Origin of the sequence: Actinomyces oricola (genome assembly GCF_004104015.1) — a bacterium.
In the GTDB taxonomy this organism is placed as follows: domain Bacteria; phylum Actinomycetota; class Actinomycetes; order Actinomycetales; family Actinomycetaceae; genus Actinomyces; species Actinomyces oricola.
Window position 1 is genome coordinate 20,218 of sequence record NZ_RYFV01000005.1, and the last position, 21,737, is coordinate 41,954.

At 71.0% G+C, this 21,737-nt stretch carries 17 protein-coding genes; 9 read left to right on the forward strand and 8 right to left on the reverse strand.

Going from position 1 to position 21,737, the window contains the following annotated elements:
- Nucleotides 1-81 precede the first annotated feature (81 nt).
- Genes cydD through EUC46_RS03245 form a run of 3 tightly spaced genes read left to right on the forward strand, consistent with a single transcriptional unit; the run spans nt 82 to nt 5,670 of the window.
- The gene (cydD, locus tag EUC46_RS03235; protein WP_206645880.1) at nt 82-1,803 is read left to right on the forward strand and encodes a thiol reductant ABC exporter subunit CydD; all 1,722 of its coding nucleotides are present in this window, start codon (nt 82-84) and stop codon (nt 1,801-1,803) included.
- On the forward strand, nt 1,800-3,686 hold the full coding sequence (gene cydC / locus EUC46_RS03240) for a thiol reductant ABC exporter subunit CydC (protein WP_128772761.1): 1,887 nt from the start codon (nt 1,800-1,802) through the stop codon (nt 3,684-3,686). Before cydD ends, cydC begins: the two co-directional genes overlap by 4 nt.
- Nucleotides 3,679-5,670 carry a GAF domain-containing sensor histidine kinase gene (locus EUC46_RS03245; protein ID WP_128772762.1) on the forward strand — a complete coding sequence of 664 codons (1,992 nt, stop codon included), beginning with the start codon at nt 3,679-3,681 and terminating at the stop codon, nt 5,668-5,670. Before cydC ends, EUC46_RS03245 begins: the two co-directional genes overlap by 8 nt.
- 135 nt (nt 5,671-5,805) lie before the next feature.
- Here EUC46_RS03245 and EUC46_RS03250 read toward each other — a convergent pair whose 3' ends face one another.
- Nucleotides 5,806-6,462: a response regulator gene (locus EUC46_RS03250; protein WP_128772763.1), complete on the reverse strand. Its 657-nt coding sequence runs from the start codon at nt 6,460-6,462 to the stop codon at nt 5,806-5,808.
- A gap of 251 nt (nt 6,463-6,713) precedes the next feature.
- Here EUC46_RS03250 and amrB point away from each other — a divergent pair, with 251 nt between their 5' ends.
- Genes amrB through amrS form a run of 3 tightly spaced genes read left to right on the forward strand, consistent with a single transcriptional unit; the run spans nt 6,714 to nt 9,297 of the window.
- Nucleotides 6,714-7,541 (forward strand): AmmeMemoRadiSam system protein B, encoded by an 828-nt coding sequence (amrB, locus tag EUC46_RS03255; protein WP_128772764.1) that lies wholly within the window; start codon nt 6,714-6,716, stop codon nt 7,539-7,541.
- Nucleotides 7,538-8,152, forward strand: a complete 615-nt coding sequence (gene amrA / locus EUC46_RS03260; RefSeq protein ID WP_128772765.1) for an AmmeMemoRadiSam system protein A — start codon at nt 7,538-7,540, stop codon at nt 8,150-8,152. Before amrB ends, amrA begins: the two co-directional genes overlap by 4 nt.
- On the forward strand, nt 8,149-9,297 hold the full coding sequence (gene amrS, locus EUC46_RS03265; RefSeq protein ID WP_128772766.1) for an AmmeMemoRadiSam system radical SAM enzyme: 1,149 nt from the start codon (nt 8,149-8,151) through the stop codon (nt 9,295-9,297). Before amrA ends, amrS begins: the two co-directional genes overlap by 4 nt.
- Nucleotides 9,298-9,362: 65 nt before the next feature.
- Here amrS and EUC46_RS03270 read toward each other — a convergent pair whose 3' ends face one another.
- Nucleotides 9,363-11,291 carry a cation:proton antiporter gene (locus tag EUC46_RS03270; protein WP_128772767.1) on the reverse strand — a complete coding sequence of 643 codons (1,929 nt, stop codon included), beginning with the start codon at nt 11,289-11,291 and terminating at the stop codon, nt 9,363-9,365.
- Nucleotides 11,292-11,413: 122 nt separating this feature from the next.
- On the opposite strand from EUC46_RS03270, the gene EUC46_RS03275 reads away from it, so the two are divergent.
- Nucleotides 11,414-13,852: a RecQ family ATP-dependent DNA helicase gene (locus EUC46_RS03275; protein ID WP_128772768.1), complete on the forward strand. Its 2,439-nt coding sequence runs from the start codon at nt 11,414-11,416 to the stop codon at nt 13,850-13,852.
- A 110-nt stretch (nt 13,853-13,962) separates the two neighbouring features.
- Complete coding sequence (locus tag EUC46_RS03280; protein WP_128772769.1) at nt 13,963-14,316, forward strand: hypothetical protein; 354 nt, start codon at nt 13,963-13,965, stop codon at nt 14,314-14,316.
- Nucleotides 14,317-14,465: 149 nt separating this feature from the next.
- On the opposite strand, the gene EUC46_RS03285 is transcribed toward EUC46_RS03280, so the two are convergent.
- The 6 genes from EUC46_RS03285 to EUC46_RS03310 form a co-directional block, all read right to left on the reverse strand.
- The gene (locus EUC46_RS03285) at nt 14,466-15,275 is read right to left on the reverse strand and encodes a response regulator (protein ID WP_128772770.1); all 810 of its coding nucleotides are present in this window, start codon (nt 15,273-15,275) and stop codon (nt 14,466-14,468) included.
- Nucleotides 15,272-16,486, reverse strand: coding sequence for a sensor histidine kinase (locus EUC46_RS03290; protein ID WP_241655370.1), 1,215 nt, complete (start codon nt 16,484-16,486; stop codon nt 15,272-15,274). The genes EUC46_RS03285 and EUC46_RS03290 overlap by 4 nt, the downstream gene beginning before the upstream one ends.
- Entirely contained in the window at nt 16,486-17,337 is an 852-nt protein-coding gene (locus tag EUC46_RS03295; protein ID WP_128772772.1) for an ABC transporter permease, read from the reverse strand. Before EUC46_RS03295 ends, EUC46_RS03290 begins: the two co-directional genes overlap by 1 nt.
- A 112-nt stretch (nt 17,338-17,449) precedes the next feature.
- Nucleotides 17,450-18,313, reverse strand: coding sequence for an ABC transporter ATP-binding protein (locus tag EUC46_RS03300; RefSeq protein ID WP_128772773.1), 864 nt, complete (start codon nt 18,311-18,313; stop codon nt 17,450-17,452).
- A 272-nt stretch (nt 18,314-18,585) separates the two neighbouring features.
- Entirely contained in the window at nt 18,586-19,494 is a 909-nt protein-coding gene (locus EUC46_RS03305; protein ID WP_128772774.1) for an ABC transporter permease, read from the reverse strand.
- Nucleotides 19,495-19,525: 31 nt separating this feature from the next.
- Complete coding sequence (locus EUC46_RS03310) at nt 19,526-20,437, reverse strand: ABC transporter ATP-binding protein (protein WP_128772775.1); 912 nt, start codon at nt 20,435-20,437, stop codon at nt 19,526-19,528.
- Nucleotides 20,438-20,667: 230 nt separating this feature from the next.
- Here EUC46_RS03310 and EUC46_RS03315 point away from each other — a divergent pair, with 230 nt between their 5' ends.
- Nucleotides 20,668-21,702 (forward strand): magnesium transporter CorA family protein, encoded by a 1,035-nt coding sequence (locus tag EUC46_RS03315; protein WP_206645878.1) that lies wholly within the window; start codon nt 20,668-20,670, stop codon nt 21,700-21,702.
- The last annotated feature ends 35 nt before the right edge of the window (nt 21,703-21,737 follow it).

The window sequence follows — 21,737 nt, forward strand, 5'->3', positions numbered from 1 at the left end:
TAGCCCACGGAGGCGCACCCCCGAGCGGGCAACCAGGGGCCGGGATTCGGGACCCTCGTCCTATCCCACTATCCTGGCATGGTGAAGCCCCTCGACCCCCGGCTCATGCGCTATGCCCGCTCAGCCCGGACCTATATCGCCTCCACGGCGGTCACCGGCGCGCTCACAGCCCTCCTCGTGGTGGTCCAGGCGTTCCTCATCTCGCGCACCGCCGCCCCGGTCATCGCCGGGCAGGCGCCCCCGCTGGCCCTGCGCACCGCCCTGCTGGCCCTGGCGGCCATAGTCGCGACCCGGGCGCTGGTCCTGTGCCTCCAAGAGGTGCGCGCCCACCGGGCCGCCACCGCCACCACCATGGACCTGCGCCGTCAGGTGCTCGTGCACGCCGCCACTCTAGGGCCGCGCTGGCAGGCCACCAACTCGGCCGAGACCGCCACCCTGCTCACCCGCGGCCTGGACGACCTGGAGCCCTACTTCACCCGATACCTGCCTCAGCTCCTCCTGGCCGCTACCCTCACCCCGGCGACCGGTATGGTGCTGCTCACCCAGGACCTGCCCTCCACCGTCGCGGTGGTGTGCACTATTCCCCTCATTCCCGTGTTCATGGTGCTGATCGGCCGCATGACGCAGGCGCACTCCGCCGAGCGTCTGGAGGCCATGGAACGCCTGGGCGCCCAGGTCCTCGACCTCCTGGCCGGACTGCCCACCCTCAAGGCCCTGGGACGCGAGCAGGGACCGCGCCGGCGCGTAGCCGAACTGGGCCACGCCTACAACGCCACCACCATGGCCACCCTGCGCGTCGCCTTCCTGTCCGGGGCGGTCCTAGAGTTCATCACCACCCTGTCGGTGGCCATAATCGCGGTGCAGATCGGCTTCCGGCTCCTCTACGGCCACCTGGACCTGGCCACCGGCCTGCTTGTGCTCATGATCGCCCCGGAGGTCTACCAGCCGCTGCGGCAAGTCGGTTTCCACTTCCACGCCTCAACCAACGGGGCCGCCGCCGCCGAAGCCGTCTTCCAGATCCTGGACGCGCCCCTGCCCGAGCGGGGAACGTCACCGGCACCGGACCTGGGCACCACCACCATTGAGCTGGAGGGGGTGGGCGTAGCCGCCCGCGGCACCTGGGCGCCGGCCCCCCTGACCGCCGCCATAAGACCGGGCCGAGTCACGGCGCTGGTCGGCCCCTCGGGCGCCGGCAAGTCGACCGCCTCACTGGTGCTCCTAGGACTGCTCTCACCCGACCGGGGGCGGGTAGTGCTGCGCACCCCCGACGGTGCTCCCACCCCCCTGACGCAGATCGACCCGGCCACCTGGTGGGCCCAGATCTCCTGGGTGCCGCAACGGCCTGTTCTGGTGGCCGGCTCGGTGCTGGACAATGTCCTGGGCCCGCAGGCCGCCGGGATGGCCCCCACCGCCGGACTGGAGGAGGCCGCCCGGGCCACCGGCCTGGACAAGGTCCTCGCCGACCTGCCGCAGGGCTGGCTCACCGCCGTCGGCCAAGGCGGGCAGGGCCTCAGCGTGGGTCAGCGCCAGCGCCTGGCCCTGACCCGGGCGCTGCTGGCGCCCACGCCGCTGGTGGTCCTCGATGAGCCCACCGCCCACCTGGATGCCGCCAGCGAGGCCCATGTCCTCGACGCCGTCGCCGCCCTCCGCAGCGCCGGGCGCACCATTGTGGTCATCGCCCACCGCACCCCCCTACTGGCCCTGGCCGACGACCTCATTGAGGTCACCTCCGCCCCAGCCGAACCGGCTCCGGGAGACCGCACCCCGGCCATGGTGGGCGCTTCGCCGGAGGAGCGCCCATGAGCCTGGTCCTGACCGCCCCCGAACGCCGCGCCCTGCGGCGGGCCGTGCGCCTGCTGGACCTGGACCGCAAGCGCTTCGCCCTGTCCGTCCTCACTGGTGGCCTGGGGCTGTTCTGCGCCATCGCCCTGTCCGGGGTCGCCGCCTGGCTCATTGCTCGAGCCGCCCAGATGCCCGATGTCGCCGCCCTGGGGGTCGCCCCGGTCATGGTGCGCCTCTTCGGGGTTAGCCGCTCCGTGCTGCGCTATTGCGAGCGTCTTATCTCCCATGACACCGCCCTGCGGGGCATGACCGCCCTGCGCACCCATCTCTACGGGATCCTGGCGGCCTCCCGCACCGACACGCTGGCCGGCCTGCGCCGCGGCGAGGTACTGGCCCGGGTGGGCGCGGACGTCGACGCCGTGGGGGACCTGGTGGTGCGCGCCTACTTGCCGTTGGCGGTGGCCGCAAGCGTCGGTGCCGCCACCAGCATAGGGGTGGGGCTCGTCTTCTGGCCCGCGGGCCTCATCCTGGCGGCCTGCCTGCTCCTGGCCGGGATTGTGGGTCCCCTGGCCACGGTCCGGGCGGCCCGCGCCGCCGAGCTGGCCCGCCAACAGCACGCTGAGGCCCTGAGCACAGCGGTCATGACCGCCCTGGAGGGCGGCTCCGAACTCTCCGTATCCAACAGGCTGCCCCACGTCATGAAGGGCCTGGAGCGGGTGGAGGCCGCGCTGGCGCACTCCCGGGACCGGGCCGCGCGCCCCGCGGCCGGCGCAGCCGGAGTGGAGGTGCTGGCCATGGGGCTGGCGGTGTTGGGCGGCATGGCCGCGGGGGTGCCGGCGGTTGCGGCCCGGACCCTGGACCCGGTCATGCTCGCCGTCGTGGTCCTGGTGCCGCTCAGCGCCTTCGAGGCGACAGCGAACCTGGGTCCCGCCAGTGTCCAACTGGTGCGTTCAGCGGGCGCCGCGGTGCGGATTATCAAGCTGGTCGAGTGCGCCGAGGCCTCCACCGCCGCCGAGAGCAGGGCCCTGCCCGAGGTCGGCCCCGCTGGCCCCCACCTGCGGGCCCGCGACCTGGCCGTGGGTTGGCCCGATGGCCCGGTTGTGGCCCGGGGCATTGACCTGGACCTGACGCCGGGCCGGCGCCTGGCCATCGTCGGCCCCTCGGGAATCGGCAAGACAACCCTCCTGCTCACCCTGGCCGGGCTCCTGGAGCCCAAGGCCGGTGAGCTCACCATTGACGGCGCCAGCCCCTGGGGAGCCGCCCGCATGCAGGTTGCGGCGCGAATGAACCTCACCACGGAGGATGCGCACGTCTTCAACACCAGCGTCCTGGAGAACTTGCGGGTGGCCAATGGCGGCCTCACACCCGGGCAGGCCACGGGCCTGCTCGAGCGCGCCGGGCTGGGGGCCTGGTTGGAGGCCCTGCCCGAGCACCTGGACACGGTCATCGGCTCGGACGCCACCACAGTCTCCGGCGGGGAGCGCCGCCGCCTGCTGCTGGCCCGGGCGCTGGCGGCCCCGGCCCCACTCGTGCTGCTCGACGAGCCGGCCGAGCACTTGGACCCCGCCACCGCCGACAAGCTCGTGGCGGACCTCCTGGATGCGGGCGGCCAGGTGACGCGGGTGAGCCCCGTACCCGGCGAGCAGTCCGGGACCGCTGCACCCCAGCGCGGCGTTCTACTGGTCACCCACCGCTTGTCGGCCCTGGACGGCGCCGACGAGGTTCTCATCATGGGCGCCCCCGGCCCCGGTGAGCCGGCCCGCGTCCTACGGCGCGGTAGCCACGAAGAGCTGGTATCCGTGGACCCCCACTACCGCTGGTCCCTGACCCAGGAGACGACCAATTGGTCCCTGACCCAGGAGACGACCAATTGGTCCCTGACCCAGGAGACGACCAATGAGTGACCCCGCTACAGCCCCCCGCCCCACCGCTTTCTCCGACTTCTCTGATGCGCCCGAGGATCCAATCGGCACTGCCACCGCCCCCGGCTCGCCCGGCCCCTGCGCCGCGGGCTCCCTGGCCTACGCCGTTCACGGCGACCCCTGCGCCTCCAGGAGCGCCCGGCGCCACGGTGATCAGGCGCTCCTGGACACTGAGGCCCTCACCCTGCTCCAGGCGGCCCTGCGCCTGACCAGTTCCCTGCGAGTGCCCGACGCCCTGGGGCGCCTGGTGGACTCCGCCTGCTCCATTACCGGCGCCGCCTGGGGCACCATCGCGGTGCTGCGCCACGCCGTCGTCGATCCCGCTGCGCTGCCCGCCGCGAGCCTGAGCGCCGGCGACGTCCTGGCCTCTCCCGATGAACTCGCCAGCCTCCTGGCGGGAGCCCTGCCCGCCGGCCCCCAGGACACCGGCGTGGTCATTGACAACGACCTGTCCACGGTCTCGGCCTTCACCGGCGCCATTGAAGGCGAGGAGGCCGGCAGCCTGCTGTCGGCCCCGCTGCGCCTGCACGACCAGGTCTACGGGCGCCTCTACTTGTGCAATAAGCCCGGCGGCTTCACCGAGGCGGATCTCGCCACCGTCCTGACCCTGGCCGAGGCCGCCGCCGTGGCGGTGGACAACGCCCGTCTCTACCGTCAGGCCCGCGACCGCGAGCAGTGGATGGCGGTCTCCCAAGAACTGACCACCATGCTGCTTTCGGGCGCCGAGGAGGACGACGCCCTGACCCTCATCGCCCAGCGGGTGCGGCAGGTCGCACACGCCGACACCGCCGCCCTCATCCTGCCCAGTGTCGGCGAGACCTGGATCTGCGAGATAGCCGACGGCGAGCACGCCTCAGGACTGGTCGGCACCCTCTTCCCGGCCCAGGGCCGCGCCATGGCCACCTTGGAGCAGCAGACGGGCCTGGTGGTCGACTCCCTCCAGGGGGCCTGGGCGGCGGGCGACCTGCGCGTGCCCCAGCTGGCCGATTTTGGACCGGCCCTGTACGCCCCCATGATCCACCGGGGCCGCTCGGTGGGGGTCATGCTGTTGCTGCGTGAACCCGGGGCGGCCCGCTTCACCTCCCAGGATCTGGAGATTGCCGAGCTCTTCGCGGGCCAGGCCACCATGGCCTTTGAGTTGGCCGATGCCCAGCACGCCGAGGAGATGGCGGCGCTCCTGGACGAGCGGGCCCGTATTGGCCGGGACCTGCACGACCTGGCCATCCAGCAGCTCTTCGCCACCGGGATGCGGATTTCGGCGGCCCGCGACCGCCTGACCGGCGGCGAGGAGGACGGCGAGGAGCTCACGATGGTCGCCGCCTGCACCGCCCTGGACTCCGCCCTGGTGGCCGTGGACGACTCGGTGCGTCAGATTCGCTCCATCGTGCGCTCCCTACGCGACCGGGATGAGGACGCGAGCCTGGTCGAACGGCTGCGCCGGGAGGCCTCCCTGGCGCGTACCGCCCTGGGTTACGCCCCCTCCCTGCTGCTGAGCGTGGACGGGTCGGCCCTGGGCCACGCCGGGCGCGAGCAGGAGGACGAGCTCATTGGCGCCGTTGACGCGGCCGTGGGCCCCGACGTTGCCGACGACATGGTCGCAGTCGTGCGCGAGGGCCTGAGCAATGTGGCCCGCCACGCACGGGCCTCCTCGGTGACCGTGGACATTAAGATCGAGGGAGTGCTGCCCGGGGCCGCCGAGGTGGCCCATGCCACCGCCCAGGGACCCGCCTCCGGGGACGCCGAGGCCTTCGACGGCTCCCCGGTGGTCGAGATCGTGTGCCGGGACGATGGTGTGGGCGTGGACCCGACGGTGGTGCGCCGCTCGGGGACGGCGAACATGGCCGAGCGGGCGCGCCGCCATGGCGGGAGCTTCGTCATTGGGCCGCGGGCGCGCTCCGACGGCTCGCGGCGCGGCACCTGCTTCACCTGGCGCATCCCCCTGGAGGAGCCGGCCCGCCAGGACTGAGGCCTCAGCGCAAGCCCGACCCCGCAGCCGGTCACCGGTAGGACCGGGGAATCGACTGCGCGGCGCGCAAGCCGGCCCTCGGCCCACCGCTCCGACCGTCTCCGCCCGCCCTCCCACCGACCGGGCCCGGCACGGTCAGGTGTTATGACGCCAGCCGCTGGCGCGCTGGCCAGCGACCCAGGCGGCAACCTGGGTGCGGCGTTGAAGGCCCATTTTGGCCAGCAATGAGGTGATGTGGTTCTTAACGGTCTTCTCGGCCACGCCCAGGCGCGCGCCGATCTCACGGTTGGACAGGCCGTCGCCAATAAGGTCGAGGACCTTGCGCTCGGCATTGGTGAGTTCGGCGGTGGGGTCGTCGTGATCGGCGCGGCGGCGCGTGACGGTGCGCTCGTCGAGCAGGACCCGCCCGGAGGCGACCGCGCGCACCACGTCGCTGATCTCCGCCCCGTGGACGGTCTTGAGCAGGTAGGCGCGCGCACCGGCCTGAAGGGACTCGGCCAGGGCCTCGTCGTCGTCGAAGGATGTCAGCACAACCGGCAGGGCCGCGGGGACGAGGTCGCGCAGCTCGTGCATGAGCTCAATGCCAGTGCCGTCGGGCAGCTGGAGGTCAACCAACACCACGTCGGGGCGCATGAGCTCGGCCCGGCGCAGGGCCTCGGCCCTGGACCCGGCCTCAGCGACCACCTCAAGGCCGTCGGCGCGGTCAATGATCTCGGCAATGCCGCGACGGACGATCTCATGGTCGTCCACGATCATGACGCGGACGTTCTCCGGTGTGCTGGCGCTGGACATGGATGTGAGATTAGCAGCGGCGGGGACCTACGTCACAATTCCGGTGCATTCCGGAGCTAACCGCTCGGGCCATCCGGCCCGCACCGGGGAGGCCGGCGCCCTGCCCCCGCCTCCCCCGACTCGGGCGACTCGGGGGCGGCACTCGGGGGCCGGTGCGCCGAGTCGCCGCATTGGACCCGTACCAGGGCCTCGGCCCCGGGCCCGGACGCGCGTACCCTTGATTATGAGGCGACCAAGGGAGCGCGATCCTCATGAGCCACACCCAGTCCCTACGCCCGCCGGCGGTAGCGGGCCTGTTCTACCCCGCCGAGCCCGCGCGCCTGCGCCAGGACGTCGCGGCAATGCTTGACTCGGCCCGCGAATCCGTTGGCGTGGGCGACCCTCCGGCCGCACTCATCGTGCCGCACGCCGGCTACGTCTACTCCGGTCCCACCGCCGCCCTGGCCTGGGTCCAGGCCGAGTCCCTGCGCGAGCGCCTGCGCCGCGTGGTGCTCCTCGGCCCCACCCACCGCGTAGGCGTGCGGGCGCTGGCCCTCCCGGGATGCCGGGCTATGGACACCCCGGTGGGGGCGGTGGCCGTGGAGGTGCCCCCCGAGATCGAGGCCCTGGCGCAGACCGGGTTGGTGGTCACCCGCCCCGACGTCCACGCCGCCGAGCACTCCCTGGAGGTGCAGCTCCCCTTCATGGCCGCGGTCCTGCCCGGTGTTCCCGTGGTGCCACTGGCGGTGGGCTGGGTCAGCCCTCAGGAGGCGGCCCGCGCCGTAAGCCCCTTCCTGGGGCGCCAGGACTGCCTGGTCGTGGTCAGCTCGGATCTGTCCCACTACCTGCCCGAGGAGGCCGCGCACCGGGTCGACACCGCCACACTGGGCCGGATCCTCTCCCTGAGCGCGGACATTGACCACGACGAGGCCTGCGGTGCCACCGGTGTCAACGCCCTGCTCCTGGCCGCCGGGGAACAGGGCCTGAGTGCGCGGCTGCTCGGGGCGGCCACCAGCGCCGACACCATTGGCAGCCCCGATCGCGTCGTGGGCTACTGCGCCGTCGCCTTCCATCACGGCCGCCACGGAGGACACCAATGAGCCCCCTCGTGCCCGCCGACGCCGGGCTAGTGCTCCTGCCCCTGGCCCGGGCGGCCATTGCCGGCCGCCTGGACGCCGAACCGCCGCCCGCCCCCCGGGCCGCCTGGCTCACGGAGCAGGGCGCCAGCTTCGTGACTCTCACACTCAACGGCGCCCTGCGCGGTTGCATTGGCAGTCTTATAGCCCGCCGCCCCTTGGGCGAAGACGTCGAGGCCAACGCCGTTAACGCCGCCTTCCGCGACCCCCGCTTCAACCCCCTGAGCGCCGCGGAGCTGAACTCGATCATCATCGAGGTCTCGGTCCTCTCCACCCCCACCCCCCTGCCCGTGCGCAGCCAAACCGACTTGCTCAAGCGGCTGCGCCCAGGCGTCGACGGCGTCATTCTGCAGGCCGGGTGGCACCGGGCCACCTTCCTGCCCCAAGTGTGGGAGGAGCTGCCCGAGGCGGCCGACTTCCTCGCCCACCTGCGCCGCAAGGCCGGACTCGCCCCCGGGTACTGGGGGCCGGACGTGAGGATTGAGACCTACACGGTTACAGCATGGAAAGAGACCGCCCCGGGCGTGCCCAATGCCGCCCCCACGGGCCGGGTACCCGATGGGGGCGCACCATGAGCGCCCGGACGGCGCCATCGGCCCCAAGGCGCCCGGCCGCGGAGGCAACCGGCCCAGAGGCGCCGGCGGGCGGGGACTACGTGGCGCGCTGGTGGAGCCGCGCCCCCGACGGTCGCCTGCGCTGCGATCTGTGCCCGCGGCACTGCACCCTGCGCGACGGGCAGCGCGGCTTCTGCTTCGTGCGCGTCAGGCGCGGCGACGCGATTGTGCTGACCACCTACGGACGATCCTCCGGCTTCGCCCTGGACCCCATTGAGAAGAAACCCCTGTCGCACGTCCTGCCGGGCTCCACCATCCTGTCCTTCGGCACCGCCGGCTGCAATCTGGCGTGCAAGTACTGCCAGAACTGGGAGATCTCCACCTCGCGGGACATTGACACCCTGGCCGCCACGGCCACGCCCACCGCTCTGGCCGCCGTCGCGCAGAAGGAGGGGGCGGTGGGCGTCGCCTTCACCTACAACGACCCGGTCATCTTCGCCGAATACGCCATTGACACCGCCACCGCCTGCCATGAGGCCGGGCTCATGGCGGTGGCGGTCAGCGCCGGGTGGATCGAGCCGGGGCCGCGCCGCGAGCTCTTCGGGGCGGTGGACGCGGCGAATATCGACCTCAAGGGGTTCACTGAGGAGTTCTACCGGCGCACCACCGGGGCCCGCCTGGGAGACATTCTCGACACGCTCGTGGATATCAGGGCCATGGGCACCTGGCTGGAGGTCACCACGTTGCTCATCCCGGGTTTCAACGACTCCGACGCCGAACTGGCAGCCCTGTGCGCCTGGATGGCCGCCGAACTGGGAACCGAGGTGCCACTGCACTTCACCGCCTTCCACCCCGCCCACCGCATGCTCGACGTCCCGCGCACGCCGATGGGGAGGCTGCGCCGGGCCCGGGCCATCGCCCACGACGCCGGCCTCGCCCACGTGTACCTGGGCAATGTGCGCGACAACGATGCCGCCACCGTGCGCTGTGCGGGCTGCGGGTGCGCGCTGGTCGAGCACGAGGGCTACCGGCTGTCCGCCTACCGGGTGACCGCGCACGGCACCTGCCCCCTGTGCGATCGCCCCGTGGCCGGGATCTGGGACCCGGCGGGGCCGCCGCCGGACACTGGTCAGTGGTGGCCCCGGCGCGTAGACGTGGAGGACTGAGCGCCACCGCTCCCAGGCGCGGGCCACGGGCGGATGCGGTTGGCGGCCGGAAGGGGGCTCCCGGCTCAGGCCGGGCGGCTGGTCAGCATAATCTCCTCGTAGTCCAGGCGGGCCAGGGCGTACTCCAGGGTCTGGGCGCAGTACAGGCCGTCATCGCGGGCGTCGAGCAGGGCGTCGCGCTGGGCGCGGATAGTGTCCAGCGCCCGCTGAGTGACCTCGGCGCGGGCCAATGCCTCCTTGGCCTGAAGAACCGCCTCCTCCAGGGACGGCGGTAGACCATCGGCCTCCTGGGGGCCATCGGCGCCGACGGTGTCGCTCGGCCGCTCGCCACGAGCCCAGGCGCGGATGAACGCCTCGCGCATGGAGAGCTCCCCGTGCGGCGCGACCTCATCCGACTCAGGCCGGTACGCCCCCTCGCGACTCTCCATGGCGACGTCCTTGGCGGCCGCCACCAGGAGCCTGGTGAGGGAGGCCCTTTCGGCGTCGTCGGCCCGCCCCGCCATGGCCGGTTGGACCAGGCGGACGAGCGCGGGCAGCGTCAGCCCCTGGATCACCAGGGAACCGGCCGCCACGAGGATGGCCACAAGCAGCAGGAAGGGGCGGTGCGGTGCGGTCGCCGGGAGGGTCTGGGCCGCGGCCAGGGTGACCGCGCCGCGCATCCCGGCCCACACGATGACCGCCCCCTCACGCGGGCCCAGGGGCTGGGCGGTGAAGTAGTCCAGGTCCGCCCCCGTGCGCCGCACTCGGCGCTGGGCCCGCTGCGTGTGCTGCTCGCGGCGCTCGGCCTCTCCGGCGGGCGCCGGGTCGCGGCGGCCCGGGACCAGCCGACGCACTGCGGTCAACGCAGTCAGCAGGGCCGTCCTCGTACTGCGTTCACGCCGACGCCGGTCCCAGGGCACCCGACGCGCCGGGCCGACCTCACCGTTGGCAATGGCATCGCAGCGCTCCTTGAAGGCGCTCATTCGCTCATTCATCTCCTCCCACTGCTGGGAGCGTCGGGCCGTGCTCGCCCGCAGGAGCTTGAGCATGGGGCTCACCACCGCTGCACGCACGACAATGGTGAGCGTCCCGGCCATGAGGGCGACACTGATTGCCGGGCCCAGGCTCGGCCCCGAGGCGCTGACCCGCTCAACAATGCCGAAGAACTGCAGCCCCATGACCAGGAAAATAAATCCCTCCAGCACCAGTTCGACGGTGTGCCAGTTCTGGCGCCCGGCCAGCCGGTGCCCGGGGGGCAGCAGGCGGGGTTCACGGAAGCCGGTTACCAGGCCGGCCACGACTGCCGCCACCAGCCCGGAGCCGCCAAAATGCTCGGCGGGCAGCGCCGCAATGAAGGGGACGGTGAAGGAGATGACCGTGTCCACGGTGGGATCCAGGGTGCACGATCGCAGGCGCAGGCTCACCTCGCCCACCAGCCAGCCCACGAGCAGGGCGATCAGGACCGAGGAGGCGAACCCGCCCACGACGCCGCCCAGTGTCACCGAGCCGGCGGTGGCCGCCGCCACCGCCGAGGTGAGGATGACCAGGGCGGTGGCGTCATTGAGCAGGCCCTCGCCCTCCAAGACGGTAATGATCCGCTGGGAGACGCCCAGGCGCCTGGCAATGGAGATGGCGACGGCGTCGGTAGGGCTGAGCACGGCGCCCATGGCAATACCCCAGGCCAGAGAGACCCCGGGAATGGCCCAGCTGAGCACCACGCCGACAACGAGTGCGCTCAAGGCGACCAGGAGTACCGCTAGCACGGCCACCGCCATGAACTCGCGGCGGAAGTTCATGGTGGGCATGGAGACTGCGGTGGAGAACAGCAGTGGCGGCAAGACGCCCAGGAGAACGACTTCGGGGTTGACCTCGATGGCGGGCACAACGGGCAGGTAGCCGACGACAATCCCCAGGGCCAGCAGGAGCAGGGCGGGGGCTAGGCCGAGGCGCGCGCCCAACTGGGAGGCGCCGGCGATCGCCAGGGCGCCAATGACGACAATGATGAGGATCTCCACGTCAGGAAGTCTACGTTCGAGGGCTCCGCCTTCGGGGGCGGTGGGGCACAGTTGTGCGCGGCAACAGCGGCAACAGCGTTAAGGCAGCGGCTCGTGTCGGTACCCGCCGATACCGTGGCCCCATGGATGTCACCGCAGACGGCGCGCCCGCCCCCGGCCGTGCCGGGGCCGGCCCGCCCGGGACGAACGAGATGCACCAGCGGGCCCAGGAGGTGCTGAGGGCCCTGGTGGGCGGCCAGGAGGCGCGCCTGCGCGAAGACCAGTGGCGGGCCATTGAGGCGCTGGTGGTCCACCGGCGCCGCACCCTGGTGGTCCAGCGCACGGGCTGGGGCAAGTCCGCGGTGTACTTCGTGGCCACGCTGCTGCTGCGCGAGGGCTGGGGCGGGTGGGAGCCCGGGACCCCGGCGCCGGCTCCCGGAGGGCGTGAAGCAACCGGCGCCACCATGATCATCTCCCCGCTGCTGGCCCTCATGCGCGACCAGGTGGCGGCCGCCCAGCGCGCCGGCATTCACGCCGTCACGATGAACTCCGCGAACACCGCGCAGTGGGATGAGATTGAGGCCCAGGTGCACGCCGGGCGGGTTGATGTGCTCCTGGTGTCCCCGGAGCGCCTCAACAACCCCGTCTTCCGGGAGGCGGTCCTGCCGCGGCTGGCCGCCGACGCCGGGCTGGTCGTCATTGACGAGGCGCACTGCGTCTCGGACTGGGGTCACGACTTCCGCCCCGACTACCGGCGCATCCGCCACCTTCTGTCCAGGCTGGGACCGGGCACACCGGTGCTGGCCACGACGGCCACGGCCAACGCCCGGGTCACGGCCGACGTGGCCGAACAGCTCGCCAGTGGGAGCAGGAACGGGCCGGTCCCGGGGGTCCTCGTGCTGCGCGGCTCCCTGGAGCGGGACTCCCTGCACCTGGGGGTGCTCCGCCTGCCGGACGCCGCCTCGCGCTTGGCTTGGCTCACCGAGTACCTGCACCGGGCCCCCGGCAGCGGGATCGTCTACTGCCTGACCGTCTCAGCCGCCGGGGAGGTCGCCGAGCACCTGCGGCGAGAAGGCCTGGAGGTGGCGGGCTACACCGGCCAAACCGAGCCGGCTGAGCGTGAGCGCCTGGAGGAGGAGCTGAAATCGAACCGGGTCAAGGCGCTGGTGGCCACCAGCGCCCTGGGCATGGGGTTCGACAAGCCGGACCTGGGGTTCGTCGTGCACATGGGGGCGCCGAATTCGCCCGTGTCCTACTACCAGCAGGTGGGTCGTGCCGGGCGCGGAGTGCGCCGCGCCGACGTGGTGCTCCTGCCCGGGGCTGAGGACCGCGCGATCTGGCAGTGGTTCGGCGCCCAGGGCTTCCCGCCCGAGGAGGCCGTGCGCGAGGTCCTCAATGCCCTGGAGGCCGCCCGGGAGCGCAAGGAGGGGGCGGTCTCGACGGCGGCGCTGGAGACCTCCACCAGCCTGCGCCGGACCCGTCTGGAGTCCATGCTCAAGGTCCTGGACGTTGACGGCGCAGTGCGCCGGGTCCGTGGCGGCTGGGAGGCCACCGGGGAGCACTGGGTTTACGACGCCGAGCGCTACACCAGGGTGGAGGCGGCCAGGCTGGCCGAGCAGGAGGCCATGGAGCGTTACGAGCGGCTCCAGGCCCCGCAGTGCCGCATGGCCTTTCTGCGCGCCGCTCTGGACGACCCGGTCATGCCCGCCGGCTGGCGCTGCGGGGTCTGCGATCTGTGCGGCGGCCTGAGCCTGCCCCGGACGGCGTCCTCGGCCCGGGTCGAGCAGGCCCGGCGGACCTTGGGGCGCCTGGGTGTGGAGCTGACGGCGCGCCGGCAGTGGCCCACCGGCATGGCCCGGCTCGGGTTGCCCCAATACTCCGGGAGGATCGGGCCAGCGCTCCGGGCCGCGCCGGGGCTGGCCCTGGGCCGCCTGGACGGCCTGGGGATCTCGGTGGCGCTGCGCCGAATGATTGAGCCCGCAGGAGCCACCCCGGATCAAGGCGGGCCGGCCGCAGCCCCGGGGTCCCCCCGTGAGGCGAGCGGCGAGCGGCGTCAGCCCCCACCGGTCCCCGGCCGGCCGGGGACGCCCGCCAAGGGCGGCCAGTCGAGTCAGGTCGAAGAGCCCCCCGAGGCGCGCGGCGGGGCCGATGGCGTGGTCCCCCGCACCCTGCGAGCCCCGGTCCTGGAGCTGGTTGACCGCCTTGGGGCCATGATGCGGCGCGCCGACGGGGCCCCGGGAGCCGACGCCGTCGTTATTGTGGACTCCCAGCGCCGCCCCACGCTGGTGCGCCACCTGGGGCGGGCGGTAGCCCACCGCTTGGGCGCTGAACCCCTGGGGGTCGTGGGGATGACCGGCCCGCCCGGGCGCCATGGCGTCAACTCGGCAACCCGCCTGGCCGCTGTGGCCCGCAGCATGAGCCTGGAGGGTTGGGCGCCCACGGCCGTGGAGGGCCTGCAGGGCCGCACCGTGGTCCTCGTTGACGATTGGACGGACTCGGGGTGGACCCTGGCCGTCGCTGCCGCGCTGCTGCTCCAGGCCGGGGCCGGGGTCGTCCACCCCCTCGTCCTGGGACAGCGCTAGCCCCGCCTCAGGCCGGGGCGCGTAACCGCCTCACGAGCCCCGTGACCCCGGCGGTATCCCGTGACCCCGGCGGTACACCGCCGCCCACGACCTCCGGTAGGGTTCAGGCCATGAAACCCTGGCACCTCTATGTAGCTGCACTTGTCCTGTTCATCGCGGGCGCCTGCATGATAGCCGTCCCCCATATCGGGCCGCCCCCTGAGGTGACCTGTGTGGAGGAGGGTCAACCAACCTCCGGATTCGCGATCGAGCGCGACGGTCAGGAATGCCCTTTGAGCACAGAGGACTTCCTCAAGTACTGGGAGTGGGAGACGAACTCGGCCAGGCCGGTGCGCTTGGCCGGACTGGGAGTCGACGTCATCAGTATTGGAACCGCCATCGCGGGCGTTGTCGTTCAAGTCAAGCGACGCAGGCGCCGCCGCCTGGCGGCAAGGGCACAGGCCCCCGGCGGTCCCGCGGCCTGACGGACCTGGTCCGCACCTCCCTCAACCGGCTTCCGGCTCCGGGGCACCGCCCCGGGGCCGGATGAGAAGAACCGGCGGAGGGGTTCTGGAACCCGAGTGCGAACATCCTCCGGTCGCCGGTGGAACCGCCCCGGCCGCTTAATCGCCGCTTAATCCAGTTCCAGCATGCCGAAGCGCACCGCCTGAGCCACCGCGGCCGCCCGGGAATCGACGCCGAGTTTATGGAACACCCGCTTCAAATATGTTTTAACGGTTGCCTCGGCAATACACAGTTCAGCGGCGATCCGGCTATTGGACAAACCACGTGAGACGGCGACGACGATGTCGTGCTCACGAGGAGAAAGATCGGGGGGCGTCTGCACATCGACGCCATGACTGCTGCAGGCGGCCTGCACCAGCCGCGCCGTCACCCTCGGACTGAGAACCCCGCGCCCATTGGCCGCAGCGCGAACAGCGGCAAGAATGTCACTGCGCGGGGAATCCTTGAGCAGGTAGCCAATAGCCCCGGCCTCCACGGCGGGCAGAATATCTTCGTCGGAGTCGTAGGTGGTCAATACGACCACGCGGGGAACCGCCATGTCATCCGGCACGGCCGACGACCCATCCGTTCTTCTTCGTTGAAGCACCGCACTGCGCCCTCCGGCAGCACTGCGCGCCGTGCCCGCCCCGGCAGCACTGCGCGCCGTGCCCGCCCCGGCCGAGATCAAGCGAGTCGCGGTCACGCCGTCGACCCCCGGCATGCGCAGATCCATAAGAACCACATCCGGCTTCAGCCGATGGCTCAGGCGCACCGCCTCATCACCATCGGCGGCCTGACCGACAACCGCGATACCGGCGGCGGAATCAAGCATCCCCATCAGCCCGGAACGCACCACCGGGTGATCATCGACAATGAGCACCCGCACATGGTTATCCCCGGAACCAACAGACGTACTCGATGCAGTCGCAACATAGTTCACAGGGGCATTGTGGCCTTGATGAGGGTGCCGGCACGGCCGTCCGCACCCACCAACCCGTCCGACCCCACTGTGAGTTCTCCCTCTAGCAACTCCACCCGGGTTCTCATGCCCGTCAATCCCAAACCGGGAACCGGTCGACCGATCCCCACACCATCATCGGCCACGGACACGACCAGGACGCCATCGGCGGGCTCAATCACGACCTCCACCCGCTCAGCCCGCGCATGCCGCACCACATTGCTCAGCGACTCCTGAACCAGGCGCAGCACCACCACCTGAAGCGCCGGGGGCAGCGCCTCGGGCAGCGCCAGGACCAGTGAGGCCTCGATCCCCTCATGGGACAGGGAATCAACAAGCCGATGCAGCGCCCCCTCCAAACCGCGCTCGCGCAGGGCTCCCGGGCCGCGCCCCTCAACCAGGGCGCGCGCCTCAAGCAGGTTCTCACGGGCCACCCGTTCAATCTGAGTCAGACGCCCCAGCACGGCGGGCGGCGCGAGCGAGGACGACGGCCCCGCGACCCGCCCCGTCAACTCGCGCGGCCCCGCCGGCGGCTCCTCCTGCCCCGGCCGCTCGACCTGCTCGGCCTCCTCGTCGTCCTCCAGCTCCGCCAGGGCCGCCTGGGCCAGAGTCACCACGGAGACGAATCCCTGGGCAAGAGTGTCGTGAACCTCCCGGGCCCAACGCTCCCGCTCAGCGGCCGCACCCGCCGCGTGCTCAGCGGCCACGCGCTCGGCATGCTCGCGGGCCAGGGCCCGCAGCGCCTCCTCCTTGGCCGCCGCCACCTTGAGGGCGTCAGCACGCGCTATCTGCACCCGGGTCACCCAGGTCCCCGAGATTAGCGCCAACAGCACCATGGTGGCGGCCACCAGCACGGGCGCCTCGGCGCCGCTGACAGCCAAGGTCACCGCAATGCCCGCCCCCAGGAGGATGACGGCGCCGGTTGCGGCCCAGAATCGGGTGTGCACCAACCATATGAGAGGGAAGAGGATGAAGAAGCCGCCGAAGGCCAGCGCCGTATGCGGTAGCACGACCAGGAGCACGGCCGCCAGAGCCCACGTGAGCACCCGCCACACCCGAGGCGGCAGGGGGATCCGGTCCAGGGGCTCATGCACGCTGCCGGGCCTGCCGTTACCGCGCGAGGCGAAAACGATCAGCCGCTGCCACCACGACCGACGGCTCTGCGCGGGCCTGAACTCCTGCTCCTCACCCATCACCGATCGACGGTATCGCGTTTGGAGATGACAATGGCGGCGACGACGCCGACCACCAGCCAGGCTGTGACAACCGCCAGCCCCTTACCGGTCTCCCACCTCCCGGTGGGCTCGGCGATGGCGAAAGTGGGGGGAAGGAAGGCCTCGCGCATGAGCTCGGCGAACCAGCGCACCGGCAGCATCGAGAAGCCGTGAACCATCCAGCCCGGCAGCTGCCCCAGGGGGAGGAAGAGACCGGAGACGAACTGGAGAATAATGACCACCGGCGTCAGAATCCCGGCAGCGGCACGCGAAGAGGGGCACAGGCGGCCAATGGCCAGGCCCAGGGCGGTGCAGGTGGCTACCGTCAGCACCAGGGTGAGGGCCGCCAGCCCCCACGAGTTCACGGAACTGGGCAGCCTAATGCCCAGGGCGAGATTCCCGACCAGCATAATGACCACAACGTTGATCAGGGCCAGAACGGCATTGGCCGCGCACTTGGCCACCACGTAGGACCACGGCGGAACGGGCAGCACGGCCAGGCGTTTGAGTTCTCCCGTTTCCCGTTCGGCGGCCACGGCGATGGCGAGGGTCTGCATGCAGGTCATGAGGACACCCATGGAGATCATCGCCGGGAGCATGTACTCGCCGAAGGTGATGCCCCCATCCATCGTTCCGGGGAAAACGGCGTTGAACAGCACCATCATGAATACCGGGTAGCACAAGCCCATAATGAAGGCGATGGGCTCGCGCACGAAGGACTTCAGACTGACGACCGTCATGGTCATGACGGATGCGGCAGCGCCGCCCGGGTGCTGGACGGCGTGCGAGGCCCCGGCGGTGGAGGACGGAATGGCAGTAGTGGCGCTCATGGGTGGTCTCGTCTCACTGGTGGGATGAAGGTGCGGCTGTGCTGGGCTGCCCGCGAATGGGCTGTGGCGCTGCTTGTCGGTTTTGTCAAGACCCTCAGGGTCCTCAGGGTCCTCATGTGGTCTGGTGGCCGGAGATGAGCTCGAGGTAGTAGTCCTCCAGGCTGGGGGTGTGGACCTGCAGCCCGGGCACCTCGCCATCGGGGCCCGCCAACCGGGCCGCCAGGCCCTGGACGACGGCGGTAGGAGTGGTGGTCTGTTCGGCGCGCTCCTCACCGTTCTCGATCCAGCTGACGCTCCTCTTGTTCCCGGCCCGTCCGGCCAGCGCCTCGGGGGTGTCGTACTCCACGACGCGCCCTCCCAGGATGATGGCCACGTCATCGGCCAGGTGGGCGGCCTCATCGAGGTAGTGGGTGGTCAGCAGGACCGTGGTGCCGTCCGCCCGCAAATCCTCGACCAATTTCCAGAACTCCCGCCGGGCCTCGGGGTCGAATCCGGTGGTGGGCTCGTCAAGGAACAGCAGTTCCGGCCGCCCAATGATCGCCATGGCCACGTCGAGCCGGCGCCGCCTCCCCCCGGACAGGCGTGAGGCACGGGTACGGGCGTCATCGGCCAGCCCCACGCGCTCGATCGTCTCCGCCACATCGTTCGGATTGGCGAAGAAGCGACTGACATGCCTGACCGCCTCGGTCACCGTCAGGTCGGCCAGGTCAGTGGAGGACTGGGAGACAATGCCCAGGCGCGCACGCCAGGCGCGGGAGGCGTGGCGGGGGTCCTCACCCAGGACGGCAACAGTGCCGGAGGCGGCGCGGCGCAGGCCCTGAAGGATCTCGACCGTGGTGGTCTTACCGGCGCCGTTGGGCCCCAGGAGCGCCAGCACGGTCCCCACCGGAACGGCCAGGTCTAAACCTGTCAGGACGCGCTTGTCGCCGTAGGACTTGGTCAAAGAACTGATCTCAATCGCGGTGCGAGATGACATGTGACGAGTATGTGATGTGATCCAGGACGCCGGTAGCCACCGGCTGGACTTCACGGCTGTCCCTCGTTCGGGGGACAAATGGTCCGGCCCTGGATCACAGGGGCGCTCGACTCGGTTCCAGCAGGCCTCGGTTCCAGCAGGCCTCGCCCGGGCGCTTCGGCGATCGCGTCCTCGGCGCTCCCCCCGACCGCTCTCGGATCCTCCTCGGCGGCGGGCGGGCGAGCACCTGCCCGCTGCCGCCCCACCTGCACCGGGGCGGGCATTGCGGCCGATTACCGATCCACCGTGTCGCGACGGGTGATGACAATGGCGGCCGCGACCCCGGCCACGAGCCAGGCCACCAGGATGGCCAGCCCCTTGCCGGTCTCCCAGGTGCCGGTGGGCTCGGCCAGGGCGAAATCGGCGGGCAGGAAACTCTCCCGCATGAGCTCGGCGGACCAGCGCACCGGCAGGACGGAGAAGGTGTGGACCATCCAGTCGGGCAACTGCCCCAGGGGGAAGAAGATGCCGGAAACGAACTGGAGGATAATGACCACGGGGGTGATGACTCCGGAGGCGGCGCGGGCATTGGGGCGCAGCCGGCCAATGGCCAGGCCCAGGGCCGTGCAGGCGGAGATCATGAGGAGGGTCGTGGTGGCGTACAGTCCCCAGGCCCGCCCGGTGGAGGGCATATCAATATCCAGCGCGTAGTGGGCCACGAGCATGAGCATGGTGGCATTGGCGAGCGCCAGAACCGCGTTGGACAGGCATTTACTGGCCACATAGGCCCAGGCGGGGGCGGGCAGGCCCGACAGGCGTTTGAGATAGCCTCTTTCACGCTCTGTGGCCACGGAAATAGTCAGGTTCTGCAGGCAGGTGGTGAGGATCCCGGTGGTGATCATGGCGGGCAGGAGATACTCGGCGTAGGACACGCCCGGGGCGATGTCGTCGGAGAAGACGGCGTTGAAAATGCCGAGCATGAACAACGGGTAGAAGAACTCCATGGCCAGGCCAATGGGTTCGCGGATGAAGTTGACCAGGCTGGTGCGGGTCAGCGTGGCGACGACGGCCAGTGGGTGCGCCGGGCGCGGGCTGCGCCGGGCCGGGTCACTGCGGTGGGTTCGACCAGCGGTCCCCCCGGCCGGGGCAGTCGACCCAGTGGCGGTGGCGGGCTGGTCCTTGGAGGCGAATGCGACACTCATGTGGATCTCCTTCGGCGGCTCAGGTCTGGCCTCAAGCGGCGTTTCGGGCGGTGGCGCTCGAGGCCCGCGTTGTATTCCGGTCGTACTGGCTGTGCTCGGCGACCAGCGCCAGGTAGTGGTCTTCCAGAGTGGGGGTGATGACCTCCAGGCCCTCGACTTCTCCGTCGGCCCCGGACAATCGGTCGAGCAAGTCGCGTACGACGGCGCTCGGCCGCGCCGTGCTGACCTCCCGGCGCACCCCGTCCTCCATCCAGCGCACGGTCCGCTCGGTGCCCGCTTGACGGGCGAGTTCGTCGGGGGTGCCGCGCGTGACAACCCGGCCGCCGAGGATAATGGCGACGTCATCGGCCAGGTGGGCGGCCTCATCGAGGTAGTGGGTGGTCAGCAGGACCGTGGTGCCGTCCGCCCGCAAATCCTCGACCAATTTCCAGAACTCCCGCCGGGCCTCGGGGTCGAATCCGGTGGTGGGCTCGTCAAGGAACAGCAGTTCCGGCCGCCCAATGATCGCCATGGCCACGTCGAGCCGGCGCCGCCTCCCCCCGGACAGGCGTGAGGCACGGGTACGGGCGTCATCGGCCAGCCCCACGCGCTCGATCGTCTCCGCCACATCGTTCGGATTGGCGAAGAAGCGACTGACATGCCTGACCGCCTCGGTCACCGTCAGGTCGGCCAGGTCAGTGGAGGACTGGGAGACAATGCCCAGGCGCGCACGCCAGGCGCGGGAGGCGTGGCGGGGGTCCTCACCCAGGACGGCAACAGTGCCGGAGGCGGCGCGGCGCAGGCCCTGAAGGATTTCGACGGTGGTGGTCTTGCCCGCCCCATTGGGACCCAGGAGCGCCAAGACGCTGCCGGCGCTCACGGTCAGGTCCAGGCCCCGCAGAACCTGTTTATCGCCGTAAGACTTGGTCAGGGAGCGAATTTCGATCGCGTGATCGTGAGTCATGGCGCCAGTATTGGCTCCGAGATTCTCGGCCGGTAGCGACCAGTCAGCCCACCGAGGTGTCCACCGACCGGTGGATAGCGGATATCAGCCGACCGTAGTGGACTCTGCGCGAAACCAGGGCGCGTCCCGGCTCTCCCCGGCCCGCAGCACCCCACGGCACTCACCGCGCCCGACCGCATCGCCCGCCCAAAACCCGGCACGCGCGGGCCCAGGAGTGGAATCATGGCCGTATGTCTCCTATGACGCGGCCCGCCCAGGCGGGCGAGATCCGCGCGATTATCTGGCGCGACGGGCAGGAGACCGCTACCGCCCTTTCCCTGGGCCGTATCTCCGAGGAGTTGGAGGATCCGGGATCCTTGGTGTGGATTGACCTGGCTGATCCCGACCCGGCCACGCTGGTGCTCCTGGCCGAGGAGTTGGCGCTCGACCCCACCGCCGTTGAGGACGCCATCGCCCCCTTTGAACGCACCAAGGCCACCCATCACGGTGACCGCGCCTTCTTCGTCGCCTACGCCACCTCCCTGACCCGTGAGGTACTGCCCGATGCCAGCGCCCAGGACCCCGACGGCGACGGGCTCCTCCTGCACCGGATCTCCGCCTTCATCTCCCCGCACGGGCTCATCACCATCCGCCGCAGCGGCGGATTCGACATGGAACCGGTCCTGGAACGATGGCGCGCCGCCGGGGAGTTGCTGCACCTGGGCCCCTTCTCCCTGGTGCACGGGCTGCTTGACGTCATCGTGGACGGCTACTTCTCCACCATCCAGGACCTCGATGAGCGCATTGACCGCTTAGAGGACCAGCTCTTCGCCGACGACGGGCCGCACCCGGGCTTCCAGCTGGAGGCCTACGCCATGCGCAAGAAGCTTGTGGCGCTGCGCCGCGTGGTGCTGCCCATGCGGGACCTGGTCAATGTGCTGTGGCGCAATCGCCGCCAGGAACTCGTTGCCCTCGACCCGTGGTACTCCGACCTGACTGACCACGTGCTGCGCGCCGGGGAGTGGAGCGACTCCCTGCGCGACATGATCGGCACCGTCTTCGACACCCACCTGTCCCTGCAGGATGCGCGGCTCAACATTGTGATGAAGAAGCTCTCGGGCTGGGCGGCGGTGCTGGCCGCGGTGACTTTCGTGACCGGCTGGTTCGGGCAGAATGTGCCCTTCCCGGGTTTTGGCACCACCTTCGGTTACATCCTCACCTGCGTGCTGACCGTCGGCTCGGGCCTGGGCGTGTGGTGGATCATGCGCCGCCACGACTGGCTCTAGGGCGGCGCGCCCCCGGGCCACCGGGCGGCTGCGGG

Coding starts and splice junctions, on each gene's coding strand:
- cydC (WP_128772761.1), top strand. CDS start 1,800: ATGAGCCTGGTCCTGACCGCCCCCGAACGCCGCGCCCTGCGGCGGGCC.
- EUC46_RS03245 (WP_128772762.1), top strand. CDS start 3,679: ATGAGTGACCCCGCTACAGCCCCCCGCCCCACCGCTTTCTCCGACTTC.
- EUC46_RS03250 (WP_128772763.1), bottom strand. CDS start 6,462: ATGTCCAGCGCCAGCACACCGGAGAACGTCCGCGTCATGATCGTGGAC.
- amrB (WP_128772764.1), top strand. CDS start 6,714: ATGAGCCACACCCAGTCCCTACGCCCGCCGGCGGTAGCGGGCCTGTTC.
- amrA (WP_128772765.1), top strand. CDS start 7,538: ATGAGCCCCCTCGTGCCCGCCGACGCCGGGCTAGTGCTCCTGCCCCTG.
- amrS (WP_128772766.1), top strand. CDS start 8,149: ATGAGCGCCCGGACGGCGCCATCGGCCCCAAGGCGCCCGGCCGCGGAG.
- EUC46_RS03275 (WP_128772768.1), top strand. CDS start 11,414: ATGGATGTCACCGCAGACGGCGCGCCCGCCCCCGGCCGTGCCGGGGCC.
- EUC46_RS03280 (WP_128772769.1), top strand. CDS start 13,963: ATGAAACCCTGGCACCTCTATGTAGCTGCACTTGTCCTGTTCATCGCG.
- EUC46_RS03290 (WP_241655370.1), bottom strand. CDS start 16,486: ATGGGTGAGGAGCAGGAGTTCAGGCCCGCGCAGAGCCGTCGGTCGTGG.
- EUC46_RS03295 (WP_128772772.1), bottom strand. CDS start 17,337: ATGAGCGCCACTACTGCCATTCCGTCCTCCACCGCCGGGGCCTCGCAC.
- EUC46_RS03300 (WP_128772773.1), bottom strand. CDS start 18,313: ATGTCATCTCGCACCGCGATTGAGATCAGTTCTTTGACCAAGTCCTAC.
- EUC46_RS03305 (WP_128772774.1), bottom strand. CDS start 19,494: ATGAGTGTCGCATTCGCCTCCAAGGACCAGCCCGCCACCGCCACTGGG.
- EUC46_RS03310 (WP_128772775.1), bottom strand. CDS start 20,437: ATGACTCACGATCACGCGATCGAAATTCGCTCCCTGACCAAGTCTTAC.
- EUC46_RS03315 (WP_206645878.1), top strand. CDS start 20,668: ATGTCTCCTATGACGCGGCCCGCCCAGGCGGGCGAGATCCGCGCGATT.